This is a genomic window from Lactiplantibacillus argentoratensis, from assembly GCF_037290055.1.
GTDB lineage: Bacteria > Bacillota > Bacilli > Lactobacillales > Lactobacillaceae > Lactiplantibacillus > Lactiplantibacillus plantarum.
Genome location: NZ_CP147647.1, coordinates 2132093 through 2147658 on the forward strand (window position 1 = coordinate 2132093; position 15566 = coordinate 2147658).

A 15566-nucleotide genomic window follows, 5' to 3' on the forward strand; every position below is an offset into this window, starting at 1 on the left:
TTGCTTTTTATAAACGATAACTTTGTCAAGCAACTGTCAGACAGAAAATGATATTGTGATAGTTTACTATTCCCAAATCACCATAGTAATAATTAAACGTCTCGACAAAGTGGTTAACGCCAACCTAACGTTATGTTTAAAGTTCCAGAAAAAAATATAGCCAACGACAAATTGTACCAAGTTAAGTGGCCGTTCATCTGCCATTCGAGCGGCTTACCGACCGGAGGGGCTGGGTGACAATGCTCAGTAGCCAAATTATTCTTAGCTGGAAGTGGGTTGCTTCCGGCTTAGAATAAGACTCGTATTTGAGACCGGGCGGGTTGTGCGCGGGCTCAAATCGACGTCGGCTGCGTTCCAGCAATTGTCACCCAGCCCCGGAGGTCGGAATAGGACGCGCACCGGCTGACGAACAGGAATCTAACTGGCACGTTTTAATCACGATTCATGACAAATGAACTCGCATAATGCGTCTCATATTAATAAAAGGCGGGGATTCAGAAAGGTTAACTCACTGAATCCCCGCCTTGATAACTATTGTCTCAATAAACATATGATGTTTGAGTGACCTTCATCAAGTTGGCCATGTGCTAATAAATATTAATCAGTCCCTGGGTGCCTTGGTCGCCCAAGCCTTTGACATCGACCATTACTTCGTACAGTCGTTTGGCCTGCGCCGTTGCAACGAGATCAAGGCCCATTGCGTCTGCTTCACTCAAAGCAATCCGTAAATCCTTCAGGAAATGGCGGGCAAAAAAGCCCGGCGTGTAGTCGTCCTTCAGAATCCGCGGCACGTAATTATCCATGCTCCAGTTGTCAGCACCACCGCTGGACAACGTGGCCAGGACTTTTTCCGGATCAAGACCGGCTGCCTTGGTATACAATAGCATTTCAGTTAACCCAGTCATCGTCCCTGCAATCATGATCTGATTGGCCATCTTGGCATGTTGACCAGTACCAGCAGCGCCGAAATGGTTGACCTTGTGACCAAGCACGTCAAACAATGGTAACATCGCCTCGTACGTATCAGCATCGCCACCGACCATCACCGTCAAAGTGGCGTTTTTGGCGCCAATATCACCGCCGGACACGGGCGCATCCAAAGCGTGCATGTCATGTTCACGCGCGTACGTCGCAATTTTAACGGCTAACTTGGGTTGGCTCGTCGTCATGTCAATTACCGTTTTTCCAGCGGCCAATCCACTGAAAATCCCGTGATCACCAAAATAAACTTGTTCGACATCCCGTGGGAACCCAACCATGGTGAAAATCACGTCACTCGTTTCTGCCGCGGCAGCCGGTGTATCAGCCCAAGTGGCCCCCGCCGCAACTAGCGCATCCGCCTTACTTTTTGTTCGATTATAAACCGTCACGTCATAGCCGGCCATCATCAGGTTACGGACAATCGCTGCCCCCATGACGCCGGTACCAATCCAACCTAATTTCATCATTTACGCACCTTTCCTTCCACGCACTGTTCATTGCGGCGCCGACGCCAAAAATGAATCAGCAACGTAATAATAAATGCTACTAATACAATACCACCAAACGCCGTTGCGGGAATATCCCAACCAATGGCAGGAATTGAAATAAATAATTTAATGGCAATCAAGACAATCAAGCAATACGCCATGGTTTCCAACTCGGGAATCTTGCGCATTAAGCGCATAATGACCTCGGCAATACCCCGCATGCAGGCAATCCCAATCATCCCACCAATTAAAACGATTACCGGATTATCCGAAATTGCCAGTGAAGCCAAGACGGAATCAATTGAGAAAATAATATCCATCATTTCGATCTGAATCACGACCGACCAGAAGTTGCTTAAGCCAAAGAAGCGACGTTGTTTTTTGGGCTTTTGTGCCACCGTGGCGCCATTTTGGGGCTGGCTAAAGTACCGATACACCAAGTACCCAAGGTAAGCCGCGCCTAACACCTTGATTTCCCAAAAACTGATCAAATACGTGCCAATCCCAATGATTAAAAACCGAAAGATATAGGCCCCCCACAAGCCATAGAATAACGATTTTTCCCGCTCTTGTAAATTATCTAAACTCTGGGTCTGAGCAGCTAAGACAACGGCGTTATCAACTGAAAGTAAACATTCGATAATTGCTAACGATAAAATGATTAACCAGTCATTAGCAGATGTGATGACGTTACCCCAGTTAGTCGCACTGAAGAAGGGTCCATACAACTGTTCGATTAAATGTAACAAACGGCATCCTCTTTCTCTTAATATTAGTTTGTTAATCTAAGTATACCTGTAAAAATAATTGGTGCAGCTTACGTGGACTAATTTTCAAAAATAAACCTTATTTTCGTCGTATTTACGACTCATCATGCCAATGAGTAAAATAAGTGCCCAAAAAGCTAGCCAATTGCGACCTTTCTTATTCTAATTGTCGAATAACTTTGGCTGGTACCCCGGCCACCAACGTATTATCAGGCATGTCATGAGTAACGACTGCTCCAGCCGCAATCACAACATTATTACCGATCGTCACGCCGGGCGTAATCACCGCTCTCCCTCCAATCCAAACATCATGACCAATCGTGACTGGATGACCCTGGGCCAAGTTAGCGCGTCGACCACTAGCCGTCAACGGGTGATTAACCGTATAAATATCAACATTGGGGCCAATCATCACGTTATCCCCTATATGAACTGGCGCGATATCCAAAATAGTTAAGTTATAATTACTAAGAAAATTATCACCAACATGAATATTACGACCATTATCACAATTAAAGTCTGCTTGAACGGAAAGATTGCGACCGTAACTACCAAGAATCTCTTGAATCTTGGCAGTTTGCGCATCTGGATTTGTTGCATCGATCTGATTGAACTCTTGGCATAACTTGGCAGCCCGCGCTTTTTGAGCGGCCACCTCAGCATCTTTAAATTGATACCATTCCCCAGCTGCTAATTTATCTAATTCTGGCATTGTTGTCCCTCCTGTATTTTATCACCCTAATTTTACTGCTTAGAGTGGCGTCGAAGTCAACACTTGAGTTAATGGTTTAGCAGGTGTTATTGACAACTATCCTTGCGGACCAGCTGCCTCGAATTTATTCAGCAGTTAGGGCAACAAAAAAAGAAACCGATTACTCAGGTTTCTTTGCGCCAATTCTAGGCCTTAAACTCACGAATTAATTGTTGGAGTTGCTGATTATCGTTAGCCGTTCCGACCGTTAGTCGTAACCACCCTGGCCGTAAGCCAGTGCGAATCAGATACCCATGGTGCACTAAATAGTCAGCCAGTTGCGTGGCACTCGGATACTTAAAGAAAATGAAGTTCGCGCCAGATTGATCGTAAGTGACACCCTGATCATCAAAGAATGCCATCCACTTAGCACGTTCCGTCGCATTTTTTTGGACCGTTTGTTTCACAAAATTAGGATCATCGATTGCCGCCAGGGCTGCCACTTGAGCCAAGGAATTCACATTGTATGGAAGCCGAATAGTTTGCATCGTTGCGGCATATTTGGTATTAAAAACGGCATACCCGATTCGAAAGTTAGCTAACCCATATGCTTTGGAGAATGTCCGCATGACCACTACATTCGGGTACTTGGCTGGTAACTGCATGGCCGTTACTTGAGCCGCGCCCGGTGTAAAATCAATGTAGGCTTCATCAATCAGGACCATCGTCTCCGTGGGTACTTGCTGGACGAACGCTTCAATTGCCGCTAATGATTCCACGGTGCCCGTCGGATTGTTCGGATTGCACAGCCAAACCATCTTCACGCGGGGCGTAATGGCCTTCATTAAGCCTTCGAAGTTCACATGGTCATTAGGCAACGTTGGCACACTGATTAATTGCCCCCCCTCGATCTCAGCATGTAGTCCATATTCTGAAAACGTCGGTGCGGACACTAGCACCTGGTCGTTGGTGGCTAAGAACGTCCGTGATAACATCACGATCATCTCATCAAGACCTACACTAAAAACGATGCTATTCGGGTCGATTCCCTGTTGCTGGGCCACTGCTTGTCGTAACTCCTGTGCATCGGCATCAGGATAACGATTACTCTGGGTGAAGTCCCAATTCTTCACAGCGGTCGCCACTTTTGGCGAGGTGCCATACGGGTTCTCGTTAGCTGATAACCGGACTAATTCTGTCAATCCTAACTCAGCTTGGAGGGTCGCCAACGGCTTTTCGGGCACATAGGGTTCTAACTGTTCAATACTAGCTTTCATTCGGCTACCTCCTATAGGTTCTTAATTTCGGGCCGATCCTTATAGTCACTCATCTTACCTTCACGTTTAGCCAATTCTTGCTTAATCTGGTCAAAGCTGACGCCACGTTCGACCAACAACACTAAAACGTGATACAACAAGTCCGCCGTTTCATAAGTCAATTCGTCGTCACCAGGGTTTTTAGCCGCCACGATGACCTCAGTCGATTCCTCGCCGACCTTTTTTAAAATCTTATCGAGCCCCTTCGTGAATAAATAATCCGTGTAAGACCCCTTCTTAGGCGTTGCCTTCCGTTGTTTGATCAGTTCGTATAATTCTTCCATGTTTTGCATATTCGACACCACTTTCTTCTATAATATATTCGTTAATTCAATGAGGACTAAACATAATCCTTCCGATGCAATTGGCCAATAAGCTATTGTGACTGAGCCTTTCCAACTGATGAGCCACTGAACCCGCAAATTATACGGTCATCGTGGCAATCCAACATCATCAGTCCTGTTCTAATTCAACCGGGTTGAAAAAACAACTCGTATGCCCCGTATGACAAGCGGGACCGTGGGGATGAACCGCGACCAATAACGTATCTTGATCACAATCCAACGTCATGCTAACGACATCTTGCAAATTGCCGCTCGTGGCGCCTTTGTGCCAGAGCTCTTGCCGGGAACGTGACCAGAACCACGTCTGGCCCGACGCCAATGTCCGTTGATAGCTTTCCGCGTTCATCCACGCGACCATCAAGACGTCCTTCGTATCCGCATCGGTGATAACCGTTGTCAGTAAACCGTCACCCTTTTCAAAGTCTGGTTTCATCTTACGACCACTCCTTGCTTTCGTAATGCTGCTTTGACATCCGCAATCGTTAACTCACCAAAGTGAAAGACGGAGGCGGCCAAAGCACCGTCAACTGGGGTTTTCTCAAAAACATCCACGAAGTCTTGTAGGTCACCAGCACCACCGCTAGCAATGATCGGTACGTTGACCGCCGCTCCTAATGCCTGGTACAACTTGGTATCAAAGCCCGCCTTCGTGCCATCACGGTCCATGCTAGTGACCAGTAGCTCACCAGCCCCTAAGGCGACGGCTTGTTTGGCCCACGCTACTGCGTCGAGGTCGGTGGCTTGTTGCCCACCGTGTGTATAGACCCGATACTGACCGGCCGCTGCATCCCACGCCGCATCAATTGCAACAACGATGCACTGGTTGCCAAATTTTTCAGCCCCGGCGCGAATCAGTTCAGGATTGGCAACTGCAGCTGAATTAATAGCCGTCTTATCAGCACCCGCACGTAAGATTCGTTGCATATCAGCAACGCTTGTAATTCCGCCACCAATCGTCAGTGGCATGAAGACCTGAGCTGAGACTTGTTCGACCATGGCGGCCATCGTCTCGCGGTGCTCATTGGTGGCTGCAATATCTAAAAAGACAAGTTCATCCGCGCCCTGTTGCTGATAGGCAGCTGCAATCGCCACCGGATCTCCGACATCCGTCAAGTTGACGAAATTAACGCCCTTCTTGACCCGACCATCCGCCACATCCAAGCACGGAATAATCCGCTTTGCTAACATTCAGTCACCCCCGCTAATTCGGCCAGTGTCACACCGCCTTCAGCTAACGCCTTGCCAATAATAACATCCTTGAACCCACTGGCTTGTAACACTTGAACATCGGTCAAATTCCGAACGCCACCGCTGGCAATCAGGTTGGCCGTGGGCACCTGTGCTTGTAGTTCTTGGTATAACGCAAGGTTAGGGCCTTGCATCGTGCCATCACGGGCGACATCGGTCACGATAAAGTGCTTAGCACCACTCGTAGTCATTGTCTTCATTAATGTGCTCATCTTGGTCTGTGACTGCTCCAACCAGCCTTTAATTGCCACATAACCATTGGTTCCGTCTAACCCAATCACAATTCGCTCACCACCAAACTCACTTAACAGTCGTTTGACCAGTCGTGGATCAGTCAACGCAACTGACCCCAAGATTAAGCGATCGATTCCTAATTCGAGATAGCGGGTCGCCAGCTCGTAGGTTCGAATACCCCCACCGAGCTCGATCGTCCCGGTAAATGCTTGCCGGATCGCCGTGATTGTCGCGAAGTTTTCTGGGCGCCCTGACTTGGCACCGTCCAAATCGACCATGTGTAATTGCTGCAAGCCCGCTGCGTTAATTTGTTGGGCTTGAACGACAGGATCAGGATTAATCAATGTCGCCTGTTTAAAATCACCTTGGTAGAGCCGGACACTCTGACCGGCTCGTAAATCAATTGCTGGAAAAATCATTTGCACTCACCATTTCCTTAAAAGCTGCTAGTTGTTGTAATCCGACTCGACCACTCTTCTCCGGGTGAAACTGCATCCCAATCACATTTTGATGCTGAACAATACTTGGAACCTGGACGCCGTGTTGAACTGTCGCCACGATTTCAGTTGCCGGACATACCGCATAGTACGAATGAACGAAGTAAGTATAGGCCGCGTCAATACTGGCAAAGGGACTATCAGGACGCCGAAGCTCGTTCTGATTCCACCCCATCTGTGGGACTTTGACATTCAAGTCCGTTGGCAAAGCGCTAACCCGGCCGCTTAACAAGCCTAGCCCAGCATGCTCGCCGTACTCGGAACTACTTTCAAACAAGAGCTGCATGCCCAAGCAAATCCCAAGAACCGGCTTGCCGCTCCGCGCTAATGCTTGTAACACGCCGACTAGTTGCCGTTCTTTCAAAGCGGCCATTGCGGCTGCAAAGGCCCCCACACCGGGTAGAATAATAGCGTCAGCAGCTTTCAGTTGTTGCGGGTCGGCCGTTAAAACGGTCGGCACTTGGAGGTAGTCAAAGGCTTTTTTCAAATTACGGGTATTACCCGTATCATAATCGACGATTGCAAACATTTAAATCACGCCTTTCGTAGAGTTGACCCCCTGAATATCTGGATTAATCGTGACAGCCGCGCGCATTGCCCGCCCAAACGCTTTGAACAAACTTTCAACTTTGTGGTGAGTGTTACGGCCGTACAGGATGCGTGCGTGCAAATTCATTTCAGCAGCAAAGGCCACGGCTTGGAAGAAATCTTCGACTGTCTCCGTATCTAAGCCACCGAGCCGCGGATTCGTGAGCTCGGCATCAAAAACTAAGTATGACCGTCCACTTAGGTCGACACTGACCTGACCTAAAGTCTCATCCATTGGCACAAATTCCGTCCCGTACCGTTCAATTCCCTGCTTATCACCCAACGCCTGCTTAAAGCATTCACCGAGCACGATTCCCGTGTCTTCAGTCGTGTGGTGCGGGTCAACGTCAAGGTCGCCGTGACACTTCACGACCAACCCGAAGCGCCCGTGCTTCGCGAATAAGTTCAACATATGATTTAAAAAACCAATTCCAGTATCGATTTCGATACCGCTCTGTTCGTCTAAATTCAAACTGATTTCAATCTGGGTTTCTTTCGTTTCACGTTTAATCGTTGCTTGTCGCATGTTCATTTCCTCCTCATCTGCTAAAACGACTACCAGCTGTAATCACAATCAGTATCAACTACTAATTACGCCCTAATCGTAATAGGTGTCAAAACGACTCTCAATCGCACGAGCATGGCCTTCCAGACCTTCGACCCGTGCCAACGTGGTAATCGCCGGAGCTTCCTTAGCCAAAGCGTCCTTAGTGTATTGGATAAAGGACGTTCGCTTAACGAAATCATAGACGCCAAGTGGTGATGAGAAACGGGCCGTGCCACTCGTTGGTAAGATGTGGTTCGGACCAGCAACGTAGTCACCGAGTGGTTCAGAGGCGTAGCGTCCTAAGAAGACCGACCCGGCATTTTTGATTAAATTCAAGTACTGAGTTGGATTCTTCAATTGCACTTCCAAGTGTTCTGGTGCCACCGTATTCATCAAGTCAAACATTTCTTCAACCTTTGCGACAACGGCAATGAAGCCTTTTTCGTTAACAGCGTCGGTAGCGATCGCTTCTCGTGGCAAAACTTTCAACTGTGACGTCACGTTGTCACTGACGGCCTGCGCTAAGTCGGCACTATCCGTAATTAGGATTGGCCGGGCTCGACGGTCATGTTCTGCTTGACTCAATAAGTCAGCCGCTAATTGCCGAGGATCAGCTGAATCATCCGCTAAAATACCAATTTCTGACGGGCCGGCCACCATGTCGATCGCCACCTGACCAAAGACCTGCTTCTTAGCAGTCGCCACAAAAATGTTCCCAGGACCAATAATCTTGTCGACCGCTGGAATCGACTCAGTCCCATAAGCTAACGCAGCAATTGCTTGAGCGCCTCCCACTTGATAGATGGCGTCGACGCCAGCGATTTTGGCTGCAGCAAGGACGGCTGGATTGATGCCATCGACTTGTGGTGGCGTCACCATAATGACTTCATTAACGCCGGCAATCTTAGCGGGCAAGGCACTCATCAGTAAAGTCGATGGATAGGCTGCCGTGCCACCTGGAACGTATAAGCCAACCCGATTAAGCGGCATTAACTTCTGCCCTCTTAGAACGCCAGGCTGTTCAGCATCAATAAAGCCAGTCGCCTTTTCCTTTTCGTGAAAACTCGTGATATTGCGTTTAGCTAACAACAAGGCGTCCTTCACTTGCGGGTCCAGATTGTTATAAGCATCATCAATAACAGTTTGTGACAACTTAAAGTCGGTCAAGTTGACCTTATCGAATTGGGTTTCGTAATCCTTGACGGCGGCATCCCCGTTTTTAATCACATTGGCAATAATTTCGCGAACCGCTGATTCAACCTTTAAGTCAGTCAATTGTTGGGTCTTCGTTTGAACTAAGCGTTTTAAACTGGCTAAATCTTCATTAATAATTTTCATTAGGCAAACTCCTTTGAATTATTCGTATTGACGACTGCGGCCAACCGATCGACGAGATCGAAGATGGCAGTTTGTTGTTGTTTTAAGGCCAACCGGTTGACGACTAGGCGCGTCGAAACGGGTTGTAAATAGTCATAAATCTGTAGATGGTTTTCACGAATTGTGGTTCCCGTCTCGGTAATATCGACGATGGCGTCGGCTAAGCCAGTCAGTGGGGCCAGCTCAACTGAGCCTTCGATTTTAATAATTTCAACATCCTGGCCCAAACGATCAAAATACCGTTGGGTAATGAGTGGATACTTGGTGCCAATAATTTTGCGGCGTGGGGCGACCGGGTCAAAGTCTGCGGTAGATGCCAGTACGAATTGGCACTTGCCAACGCCCAAGTCCAGTAACTCGTACTGAGTACTCTCGTGTTCCGTCAAGATGTCACTCCCAACGATGCCGATATCAGCAGCACCCCGTTCGAGAAAGGTCGTCACGTCCGGCCCCTTGGCTAGAATGAATTCATAGGGTTGCGTCTCAGAATCAAAGATCAAACGGCGCTGCTTGTTACGAACTTGTGAGCAATCCAGCCCCGCTTGTTCTAGTAATGGGAGCACTTGTTGTTCCACGCGTCCCTTCGTCAAAGCAATCTTCAATCGTGGTTCAGTCATTGGTCACACCTCCAGTTAAATCGATTAGTTGGGCATTCAGGCGTTGCGCTTCAACGCGGGCCCCCTGAATATCGTCGGCCAGGCTCAAAATGGCGTTCGGCTGTTTTGCCAAGTAGGCCTCTGCTTCTGGCCACTGTTCAGGTTCAAAGTAAATCAGCTGTTCCGCGTAGGCAGTTTGTTGATTCGTGGCTAAGGTCGTGAGCAAGTCAACATTAAGTCCCATCCCCACGGCTGGTTCAGCCTCGGCTTGAAAGTTCGTTAGTAATTTGTCATAACGTCCTCCGCTGAACAAATAACCCGCGCCGGCTTGTGAATAACCCCGAAAAGTAAGGCCGGTATAGTATTTTTGGGGCGCTTGGCTACTCAAATCCACCGAGATGACCTGCTCCGGCATCGTTTGTTGCATCCAGGCAACGACCGTTTGCAGCCGTTTCAGACTTGGTTGGACCGTTTCAGGTAGTGGTGCTGCCGCCAATTCTTTGAAGATGCGTTCTGGGCACCCGAACAAACGCGGCCATGCTTTGAGAAAATCATATAAAGGTTGCGCACGATACTTGGCAATCAAATTCGTGTAGCGTGGCACTTGCTTATCGAACAGTGCGGTTAAAATGGCTTGTTGCTCGCCTTCGTCACCAGTCAAGCTGGCCACGACACGTTGTGCAAATTGGGCATCTCCTAATTCGATTTCAACAGCATCGGCAATCAGCTCACTTGAAAGCTGGTTGGCAATCGTTAAACATTCAAATTCGGCTTTCAGCGATGCGTAACCGACTAATTCGACTCCCGCTTGTGTGATTTGGTTATATGAACCTGATAATTGACGGCTTACTCGAAAGATATCGCCGACATAACCAAACTTTTGCGGTAAGGGGACATTCGTCGCGCTAATGAAGCGAGCAACTGGTAAGGTCATGTCCGGCCGTAAGGCCAAGGTGCGACCATCGTTGCCAAATAAGCGGTATAGTTGGTAGTTACCCATCTGATATGGATCAAACACCGCTTCGTTTTCTAATAACGGCGTTGCAATTGGCGCGAGCCCGCGTTGTTTAAAATGGGCTTGGATCACCGCGATCAAGTGTTGCTTGGTACGTGCCCGCCGACCAAATTCATCCCGGGTTCCTAGTGGTAATAAGTGTTTCAACATAATTTACGCCTCCTAAAACGTCGTTATTTTTAAAACTAATCAGTTTAATTCATATCGTTACTTATCAACGTGCTTAATCAATTGCTTACATGCTAACCGGAGCGACTTGCGATTCCGTCACGCAAACTTACCGCATGGATCGGTGAAACTAAAAAACGCCCCCTTAGCAATTTGCTAAAAGGACGTTTACGCGTGGTTCCACCTTATTTCATCTACCGTTCGCACGGCAGACCTCATGTTGATCAAGTCAACTTGGATAACGAAACCAATTCGGCTAAGGCTAATGAGACTGGTTCACCTTAGCAGTTCATAGATGTGTGTTCGTTAAGCCTGTCTGTCCGGTTCTCAGCTACCCGGGCTCTCTGGATGAGGAAGACTTAATTACTTGTTCTAATCACAACCATTTATTAAAATTTGATTAGTCGTTTAATTTATAATTCATTGTAATCACTAAACTGACGGCTGTCAACCCTCAATTAATTTTTTTATAAGATGATAGCCACGCCCCACACTGGCTATGTCGTGGGCATCAGAGCCATAAACCAGCGGAATGTCAAGCTTTTGAGCGCGTTGTAGAATCTGTTCACCGGGATAAAAATCATTACAATACGGTTTGTAGAGACCAGCCAAATTCAAATCTAACTGCCGCCGTTGCTGCTTCACTAACGCCAACGTCTGATCTACTAATTGAAGATTATGGACATCCAAGGGTTCAGTCAAGCCAAAGTAATCCTGATATTTGCGGACGAGACTCATGTGGCCGATCCGTTGTGGTGCGTAAGGGCCCAGATCTGCTTGTACTGATGCCAAGACCGTCTGATAATACTGTTCAAAAACACGTTGGGGCGTCTTAAGCCACTGCCCAAAACCGGCTGCAAAATCATCCGTTGACATGTCAACACACCAGAAATGCTGCCGTAACCCCCGCATGAAATGGACTGACAAAATACTTTCCTGCGTCCGAGGACCATAGGTATTCAGAAAATCACGCGTCCAAGCAACATGCTCTGGTAAGAAATCAACTTCAAAACCCACTGAGATCTCGATTTGCCCTGCATATTTGGTCTTCAGTCCGTTAGCCAGTGCCAAATAATCGGCCACTTGGTCCTCCCGCAACGACGCCTCAGTATAACCGGCCAGCGTCCCTTCATACTGGTCACGAAATGCTGGTGGTAACGGCGCGTGCTCCGTAATACAATACCGCTGAAAGCCGAGCTGGATTGCCCGTTGAATCATTTTTTCCGTTGCTTCACCACTCCCATGCGGACATAGTTCCGTGTGGGTATGCCCATCCATTAGCATGTCCTCATCACCCTCTCATAATTTATGCTTATTCAACCATATTTTTTTTAGATAAGCAAGCATGGCCGAAACGGTCATTCGAGACAGTACACTCGCAGTCACGGCGAAAGTCTAACAATTTACTTATTTATTTATATTAATCGTCACAATTTCTTTATACCATGATATAGTCAACATTAGTTAAAGAATAGTGCTATTCCAAAAGGGGGGACCAGCCATGCACGAACTCATTACCAAACTTTATCAACTCGCACTTTCCAGTCACATTGTCAGTACGTTGCTGGAACCCGTGCACATCGTTATCTTAGCTTTACCAATCATGACCTTACTACTCGCCATGATTATCCTGACTATCCAACTCCGAACACGTCAAACACTGAGTGAGCGTAACTTGATCAGTACCTATTCGTTTATTTGGTACTTGGCAGCAGCCTACTTACTAATTATTCTGCCACTCCCGACTCGCTCATCCGTGGCTAGCCTCACAACCGCCGAGTATAATTTACAACCCTTCTACTTTCTCACCCAGTTGAAGGCACTCACGCCGTTTGAACTTGGGGACCCCAGTACTTGGTTAGCCGCCTTCAAATCTGACACGTTCTTCCAGCCGTTCTTCAACGTTCTATTATTCATGCCGATTGGCGCTTATTTGAAGTGGCGGCACCGCTGGCCACTCTGGTTGATCACCCTGACCAGTTTCTCGATTTCATTGTTCTTCGAGACCACACAGTTGACCGGATTATACGGCTACTATTCACGGGCCTACCGGATGTTCGATGTCGACGATTTAATGATGAATACGTTGGGCGGAATTGTCGGCGCTTGGTGTCTACATCTGATTCCTAATCAGTGGCGCAATCGCGACCACAGTACTCGGTTGAATTGGCAGGAACACCCCATCAATTGGCGCCGCATTGGGGCGTTGGTCATCGATTGGCTTGCAATTGCCGCTTTTGACACCGTCTACTTTGTCTTAGTCAAACACTTTAATTGGCCATTACCACATGATTTTCGCTGGCTATACCTGGTCGACATCCTGCTATTCTTCATAGGACCTGCCTGGTGTTGGCAAGGTAAAACCATTGGTGGTCGCTTGCTCAATAGCCAGATTGTGGCCGTCAATGGTAAACGGGCCAATCTCTGGCAACTGCTCATTCACTATGGCGGGCTCTACTTAATTGGCTTACCACTCCTATTTTTGGATTTATGGTTATTCAATCGACTCGGCAACGTTCCTAGTGCCACCCTTAACCGCCTGGATGTCTACCTCGTCGTCGTTTCAGTCATTTTACTGATTATCAGTTATGATTTATTGTTAGCACTTTTCAGTCGCAGTCACCAGTTATGGTGTGAAAAGTTAAGCCGGACAACTGTTAAATAATTAGGTGGCCTTAAAACTTCCTTTGCGTTGTCTCGCAACTCATGTTAAATTGAAGATATCTCAAAACGCTGGAAGTAAAAACAATGATAAAAGTCCATGAACTAAGCGACGATTTTCGCTGGGTCGCTGTTAATAATTATACTGAAAATGATTATCACCAACTCGTCAGTGAGGAACACGTCACCGACGAAATGTTAGGCTATGCGACCGATCAACACGAACGAGGCCGGTTGGAATATGACGCCAAAAGTGCCATCACGACCATTATTTTTGACGTGGTCACAGAAGACGTTGAGGAAGGTACTTATACCGCCCAGGTCAGTTTCATGTTGATCGACCACACCCTACTGACTTTCACGACTGATAACACGATGTTCGTTGAGGATATGTTGGCAGACGAAATCGATGCCGATTGGGAAGACGTCCTGCATCCGTACGACCATATCTTTAACGTCTTGTACAAGCTCTCGCGGCAATATTTTTCAGCCATCAACAAGATCAACAAACAACGCCAAGACATTCAGATGAAGATGAAAAAGCAAATTCAGCGCTCGGTCATTATTCAATTGATGGACTTAGAAACAACGCTAGTCTATTTCCTCACGTCCCTTAAAAGTAATAACGACATGTTGCAGTCACTCAAACGGTTTGTACCGGTCAAATTCTCGGCGGCCCAATTAGAACGGCTCGATGATATTATTGTCGAGGCACAACAAGGATTGGAAATGGCCAACATTGCCTCAGACATCATCGGCCGGGTGTCGAACGCCTACTCGAACATTCTAGACAACAGTTTGAACAACACGATGTGGGTGCTGACGATTTTCTCCATCGTCCTGACAATGCCCAACATTGTCTTCGGTTTTTTCGGGCAAAACGTCGATTTACCGTTCATGAAGAATCCATTCGGTTGGGAGATTACGGTATTCATCGCCGTTGCACTATGTGCCCTAACCATTTGGTTGCTACGTAGAAATTCATTTCGAAAGTAAAGGAAGTTTTAACAATGCCTAGTCGAGTTAAAGTCACGGATACCAATGATTACATCAATAAGACTGCAATCGCTGCACAACCAATCTTGAGCACCCTTGCCCAACTGATTACATCGGAATTGCCTGACTTTACTGCTAAAATCAAGTGGAATTTGCCGTTCTATGAACATAACAAACAATACGTGAGCATAGCTGCTTATCAGGCCCATGTCAGTCTAAGTATTTCAGCCGACCTTGACGATGCGACCCTCACTGCTGCTAAAACTGCTGGTTACGCAACCGGTCAAAAGCGGCTGAACATTGGCCTGGATCAACCCGTACCAGTGGCGCTAGTTAGACAAGTCTTACAACTAATTGCTTAAATATACGCTGCTTTTAATTTCAAAAGGTTCCGAACTGTCAAACAACTGACAATTCAGAACCTTTTATTTTGGTTATTCTTATCCAATATCCAAGCTATCAAAACCAGTTTTTCTGTACAGTTTCATCGATTAAACTGAAACTGCTAAGGACTATCGCTTGCGCAACCGATAATCCTTTACATTAGCAAATCGAGACAGCTCAACCAGTTGACCGGTCGCCTTCAAATACGCATCATATTCCTGGTCAAGACCGGGAAGAACTTCATTAGTACCCGGTACAAAATGAATATCCTCATGTCCGGCAGCCGTAGCGGTCTCATAATACCACTCCTTAAACTTCAAATAACTCATCGTATCCTGTAAGTCGGTAATCCGCTGTTGTAATTCCTGCTCATGCGTTTTGAGTAATTGGTAACGATCGTTTAATGTCGTATCACCTTCGAGTCTGAGCGCAATAAAAGTAGCAATGTCAGCTACTGACACACCCGCATTTTTGAGACATACAATGGTCCTCATCAAATGTAGATCATTATCAGTAAATTCACGCCGGCCAATTGAATTACGCTTCACGAATGGCAGTAATCCCGACTTATCATAGTAACGAATGGTATCAATCGTCACTCCTAACTTATCAGCTACTTGTCCGATTGAATAACTCATACTGAACTGAACCTCCTCGATTGTCGTTTA

Annotated in this window: 18 protein-coding genes and 1 other annotated feature; of the genes, 3 read left to right on the plus strand and 15 right to left on the minus strand. The window is 47.1% G+C overall.

Translation table 11 applies throughout. From position 1 onward, the window contains the following. Positions 1 to 587: 587 nt before the first annotated feature. The 14 genes from V7R88_RS10355 to hisJ form a co-directional block, all read right to left on the minus strand. Positions 588 to 1448 (minus strand): NAD(P)-dependent oxidoreductase, encoded by an 861-nt coding sequence (locus V7R88_RS10355; RefSeq protein ID WP_057717761.1) that lies wholly within the window; start codon positions 1446 to 1448, stop codon positions 588 to 590. After that, entirely contained in the window at positions 1445 to 2218 is a 774-nt protein-coding gene (locus V7R88_RS10360; protein ID WP_054397670.1) for a TerC family protein, read from the minus strand. The genes V7R88_RS10355 and V7R88_RS10360 overlap by 4 nt, the downstream gene beginning before the upstream one ends. 175 nt (positions 2219 to 2393) lie before the next feature. Beyond that, positions 2394 to 2948, minus strand: a complete 555-nt coding sequence (locus V7R88_RS10365) for a sugar O-acetyltransferase (protein ID WP_054397668.1) — start codon at positions 2946 to 2948, stop codon at positions 2394 to 2396. 185 nt (positions 2949 to 3133) lie between these two features. Beyond that, positions 3134 to 4204 carry a histidinol-phosphate transaminase gene (gene hisC, locus V7R88_RS10370; protein ID WP_054397666.1) on the minus strand — a complete coding sequence of 357 codons (1071 nt, stop codon included), beginning with the start codon at positions 4202 to 4204 and terminating at the stop codon, positions 3134 to 3136. An 11-nt stretch (positions 4205 to 4215) separates the two neighbouring features. After that, entirely contained in the window at positions 4216 to 4536 is a 321-nt protein-coding gene (gene hisE, locus V7R88_RS10375) for a phosphoribosyl-ATP diphosphatase (protein WP_003642719.1), read from the minus strand. A gap of 160 nt (positions 4537 to 4696) precedes the next feature. Then, a complete protein-coding gene (gene hisI, locus V7R88_RS10380) occupies positions 4697 to 5020 on the minus strand; it encodes a phosphoribosyl-AMP cyclohydrolase (RefSeq protein ID WP_054397664.1) in 324 nt (107 codons plus the stop codon). Beyond that, positions 5017 to 5775 (minus strand): imidazole glycerol phosphate synthase subunit HisF, encoded by a 759-nt coding sequence (hisF, locus tag V7R88_RS10385; protein WP_054397663.1) that lies wholly within the window; start codon positions 5773 to 5775, stop codon positions 5017 to 5019. Before hisF ends, hisI begins: the two co-directional genes overlap by 4 nt. Then, a complete protein-coding gene (gene hisA / locus V7R88_RS10390) occupies positions 5769 to 6488 on the minus strand; it encodes a 1-(5-phosphoribosyl)-5-[(5-phosphoribosylamino)methylideneamino]imidazole-4-carboxamide isomerase (protein WP_003642716.1) in 720 nt (239 codons plus the stop codon). The genes hisF and hisA overlap by 7 nt, the downstream gene beginning before the upstream one ends. Beyond that, positions 6469 to 7095: an imidazole glycerol phosphate synthase subunit HisH gene (gene hisH / locus V7R88_RS10395; RefSeq protein ID WP_054397661.1), complete on the minus strand. Its 627-nt coding sequence runs from the start codon at positions 7093 to 7095 to the stop codon at positions 6469 to 6471. Before hisH ends, hisA begins: the two co-directional genes overlap by 20 nt. After that, positions 7096 to 7680 carry an imidazoleglycerol-phosphate dehydratase HisB gene (hisB, locus tag V7R88_RS10400; protein WP_003644682.1) on the minus strand — a complete coding sequence of 195 codons (585 nt, stop codon included), beginning with the start codon at positions 7678 to 7680 and terminating at the stop codon, positions 7096 to 7098. Between the two features lie 72 nt (positions 7681 to 7752). Next, positions 7753 to 9039, minus strand: a complete 1287-nt coding sequence (hisD, locus tag V7R88_RS10405; RefSeq protein WP_054397659.1) for a histidinol dehydrogenase — start codon at positions 9037 to 9039, stop codon at positions 7753 to 7755. Continuing rightward, positions 9039 to 9695 (minus strand): ATP phosphoribosyltransferase, encoded by a 657-nt coding sequence (gene hisG / locus V7R88_RS10410; RefSeq protein ID WP_054397657.1) that lies wholly within the window; start codon positions 9693 to 9695, stop codon positions 9039 to 9041. The genes hisD and hisG overlap by 1 nt, the downstream gene beginning before the upstream one ends. Continuing rightward, a complete protein-coding gene (hisZ, locus tag V7R88_RS10415; RefSeq protein WP_226319768.1) occupies positions 9688 to 10839 on the minus strand; it encodes an ATP phosphoribosyltransferase regulatory subunit in 1152 nt (383 codons plus the stop codon). Before hisZ ends, hisG begins: the two co-directional genes overlap by 8 nt. 175 nt (positions 10840 to 11014) lie before the next feature. Beyond that, positions 11015 to 11246 (minus strand) — a binding site (T-box leader). 58 nt (positions 11247 to 11304) lie between these two features. Next, complete coding sequence (gene hisJ / locus V7R88_RS10420; protein ID WP_054397653.1) at positions 11305 to 12141, minus strand: histidinol-phosphatase HisJ; 837 nt, start codon at positions 12139 to 12141, stop codon at positions 11305 to 11307. A 217-nt stretch (positions 12142 to 12358) separates the two neighbouring features. On the opposite strand from hisJ, the gene V7R88_RS10425 reads away from it, so the two are divergent. The 3 genes from V7R88_RS10425 (at position 12359) to V7R88_RS10435 (ending at position 14876) form a co-directional block, all read left to right on the plus strand. Beyond that, positions 12359 to 13522, plus strand: a complete 1164-nt coding sequence (locus tag V7R88_RS10425; protein WP_054397651.1) for a VanZ family protein — start codon at positions 12359 to 12361, stop codon at positions 13520 to 13522. 83 nt (positions 13523 to 13605) lie between these two features. Beyond that, on the plus strand, positions 13606 to 14514 hold the full coding sequence (locus V7R88_RS10430) for a magnesium transporter CorA family protein (protein WP_054397649.1): 909 nt from the start codon (positions 13606 to 13608) through the stop codon (positions 14512 to 14514). A gap of 14 nt (positions 14515 to 14528) precedes the next feature. Beyond that, the gene (locus V7R88_RS10435) at positions 14529 to 14876 is read left to right on the plus strand and encodes a DUF1801 domain-containing protein (RefSeq protein ID WP_054397647.1); all 348 of its coding nucleotides are present in this window, start codon (positions 14529 to 14531) and stop codon (positions 14874 to 14876) included. A 150-nt stretch (positions 14877 to 15026) separates the two neighbouring features. Here the strand turns inward: V7R88_RS10435 and V7R88_RS10440 are convergent, their stop codons facing one another. Continuing rightward, positions 15027 to 15536, minus strand: a complete 510-nt coding sequence (locus V7R88_RS10440) for a MerR family transcriptional regulator (RefSeq protein WP_003642706.1) — start codon at positions 15534 to 15536, stop codon at positions 15027 to 15029. Between the last annotated feature and the right edge of the window lie 30 nt (positions 15537 to 15566).